Consider the following 3,162-nt stretch of genomic DNA (forward strand, 5'->3'; position numbering starts at 1 on the left):
GATTACAGATACGGCAGTCATACGGTCTACCAGATCGAGTATCACTTTGTTTGGGTGACTAAGTACCGATACAAGGTGCTCAGCGGTGAGGTTGCTGAGCGAGTGCGAGAGCTGGTGAGACAGACGTGCGAAGCATTTGAAATTCGGATTGTGAAAGGTGTGGTGAGCAAGGATCACGTGCATATTCTGGTGAGCAGTCCGCCGAATTTGGCGCCGAGTGAGATCATGAGGCGGATCAAGGGGCGTACGGCGAGCAAGCTTTTCGAGGAGTTTCCCCATCTGAAAAAGCGCTATTGGGGGCAGCATTTTTGGGCTCGCGGGTACTTTTGCGCGACGGTTGGGCAGATGACGGAAGAGATGATCAAGCAGTATCTGGAGCATCATTTTGAGCCGAGCCCGAACGATAATTTCAGGATGGAGCCTGACTGATCCGACGCGTCGTTCAGTCGACGCGTATCCGGACTTTCAGTCCGTAAGTCACTAACCCACCGACTTCAGTCGGTGGTTGTAGAGTGACGGGGTTTGCTGGTATGCTCTTGCGACATTCAATTTATCGTAGGCGATAAAGAGGTGTCGCGTCAAAGCTGGTCTGATGCTCAATTTTTGGGCTCAAACAAAATGCGGTACGAAGCTGTGTTGGGGCAGGTGCTGCGTGACGTTAGGTTGCAGGCCGGTCTTACGCTCACGGATTGCAATGAGGCGCTGAGCGTTGCGAACCTGAGTCAGGTTGAAAACGGCCTGGCAGTCATAAAGATCGAGTCCTTGGTTGGTCTCTGTGAGGTGCTCGGCGTTGCTCCAAGCGACGTGTTTTTAATTGTCGAGGCGCGCCGTTCTGGTCTGAGTGTTGATGAGCAGATCGCTGTAAGTGCTGCAAGGCTTGGAAGGCTGTTGGGTACAGGTCGCCTTGGTGGGGTTGCACAGGATGACGTTGTGCGCGATATGCAAAGGCAGAAAGCGAACAGCGCTCGTGCCGCCGTGATGCGGATGCAGCGTGAGGGGCTGCACAAGGAAGAGATTGCTCGCAGGCTAGGGGTGACAATCAGGACAGTTCAGCGGCATTGGCCTAAGGGTGAAGAGTAATGTCCTCTTCGGAGCTGCTTTGGCTTGGCGCTGTCCCGGTTGAGGGAGCAGGTGGTATCGGGGCCGTAGTCAGGAGGTAGCAATTGTCTGGAAGACCACAAGGGATGTGCTTGGCGGTTGATAGCTGGGGATTTGGGGCTGTTGGGCGGGTCGATGAGCAAAATGTTGAAAAAAGAGCTTGCATCGTGTATGTGCATGTTTCATAATGCACACATAGATTCTTTCCGTGAAGGCATTCGATCTTCACGTAATGTGCAGCAGGGTGGGGTGGTAAGTCCAATTGGCGTGCCCTTCAACATCGCCAGCTACGCGCTGCTGACGCTGATGGTGGCGCAGGTGTGCAACCTGCAGCCGGGCGAGTTCATCTGGACCGGCGGCGACTGCCACCTGTACGCCAACCATATCGAGCAGACCGACCTGCAACTGACCCGCCAGCCGCTGCCGCTGCCGACCATGAAGCTCAACCCTGAGGTGAAGGATTTGCTGGCTTTCAGGTTCGAAGACTTCGAGCTGGTCGGCTACGAGGCGCATCCGCATATCAAGGCGCCGGTGGCCGTCTGAGATGGAAAAGCGTGGGCTCTGGTGGGCTAAAGCCCACCCTACGGTCTGTAAGTTCTACTAGGATGTAGGGTGGGCTTCAGCCCACCGCAAACACCGCTCCGCATCATTCCCAATGGACAAAGGATTGCCCATGCCCAACTACCGCCGCGAATGGATTGCCGGTGCTACCTATTTCTTCACGGTCACTCTCGCTGATCGTCGTTCCCGCACACTGGTGGAAGAAATCGCGCTGCTGCGCCAGGTCTACGTCGAGGCCAACAAGCGCATGCCGTTCAAGACCATCGCCATCTGCGTCTTGCCCGATCATCTGCATGCCATATGGGAGCTGCCTGAGGATGATCAGGACTATTCCCTGCGTTGGGCATCGATCAAAAGCCAGTTTTCCCGCGCGCTACCCGCCAGGCCCAACGTCAGCGCCAGCAAATCCAGAAAGCGTGAGAAGGGAATCTGGCAAAGGCGCTTCTGGGAGCACCGTATCCGTGATGAGGAGGATCTCGCGAGGCATGTCGACTACATCCATTTCAACCCGGTGAAGCATGACCTGGTGAGTCAGGTTGGTGACTGGCCATATTCGAGCTTCCATCGATATGTCGCGCGCGGGCTCCTGCCGGCAGATTGGGGTGGGCGGGGCGGTGACGATGGGGAGTTTGGGGAGTAGCGGGGAGGTGTGGGCGGTGAGGTGGTGGGCTAAAGCCCACCCTACGCGAGGTTTCGATACGCTCCTGTAGGGTGGGCTTCAGCCCACCAATTGCATGGCGATTTCACTGCACAAACGCTCTACCTGTTCGGCGCGCTCGGCCTCTTCCAGGCGCGCGCCGGGGTTGAGTGATGACCATTCGGGATGCGCCCGTGCCACGTTAAGTGGCGCCGGTAGCTTGCCCTGGCGCCACAGGGTTTCCTGAGGTGCGTTGAGGGTGATGGCGTCCATCGCGGCGTGTCCACGTACGTTCAGTGCAGCCAGCAGTTGCTGCTGACGCAGGGCGAGCAGGCGCAGCACGGCGTCGTCGACGGTCAGCTCGCGCTGGCCCTTGAGTTTTCCCTTCAGTCGTTCCCCGTAGTTGCGCAGGGTCTGCGCACTGCCGCCGATCACCGCGCCCAGCGCTGCGGCAGCGCCCAGGGTGATGCCGCCGACCAGCAGGTCGACGCCGACGCCCGTGGCGGCGCCGGCCGCCATGCCGCCACCGACCTTGATGCCCAGCTGCTTCAGCGTTTCCGGGTTGAACAGGTCGTCGCCCCAGCGGCCGTCGAGCAGCGGCAGGTCGGCCGCCATGGCATCGCTGCTGCGGAAGGCATACAGGCGCAGCAGGGCTTCGACGCAGCGCTGTTCGCGTTGGCGAATCGCATCACGCAGGTATCCGTCCGGCCAACACACCTTCCTGGCCCCGACGCCAAAGGCGATGGTGTCCACCTGATTTAAGTGGACACCATTTCTAGCCTTTTAAGCGGGTCTTTCATGCAGCCACAACGCCGTTCCTACTCCAAATCCTTCAAGGCTCAGATCATTCAAGAGTGCGCCCAGCC

The 3,162-nt window shown here is 58.4% G+C and carries 4 protein-coding genes and 1 pseudogene; 4 read left to right on the plus strand and 1 reads right to left on the minus strand.

Annotated features, from left to right (window positions below; genetic code table 11):
• The 4 genes from tnpA to DBO86_RS02880 all read left to right on the plus strand — a co-directional run.
• Nucleotides 1-429: IS200/IS605 family transposase (tnpA, locus tag DBO86_RS02865; RefSeq protein WP_146173169.1), on the plus strand; the 429-nt coding region annotated here is incomplete at its 5' end.
• 141 nt (nt 430-570) lie between these two features.
• Nucleotides 571-1,080, plus strand: coding sequence for a transcriptional regulator (locus tag DBO86_RS02870; RefSeq protein ID WP_146173176.1), 510 nt, complete (start codon nt 571-573; stop codon nt 1,078-1,080).
• A gap of 162 nt (nt 1,081-1,242) precedes the next feature.
• Complete coding sequence (gene thyA, locus DBO86_RS02875; protein WP_208630343.1) at nt 1,243-1,641, plus strand: thymidylate synthase; 399 nt, start codon at nt 1,243-1,245, stop codon at nt 1,639-1,641.
• A gap of 130 nt (nt 1,642-1,771) precedes the next feature.
• Nucleotides 1,772-2,299, plus strand: coding sequence for an REP-associated tyrosine transposase (locus DBO86_RS02880; RefSeq protein WP_003464065.1), 528 nt, complete (start codon nt 1,772-1,774; stop codon nt 2,297-2,299).
• A gap of 78 nt (nt 2,300-2,377) precedes the next feature.
• Here the strand turns inward: DBO86_RS02880 and DBO86_RS02885 are convergent.
• Nucleotides 2,378-2,992: pseudogene (locus DBO86_RS02885) on the minus strand (DUF3482 domain-containing protein); the annotation flags it as partial.
• Between the last annotated feature and the right edge of the window lie 170 nt (nt 2,993-3,162).

Source organism: Ectopseudomonas oleovorans, assembly GCF_003052605.1.
GTDB classification, from domain to species: domain Bacteria; phylum Pseudomonadota; class Gammaproteobacteria; order Pseudomonadales; family Pseudomonadaceae; genus Aquipseudomonas; species Aquipseudomonas oleovorans_A.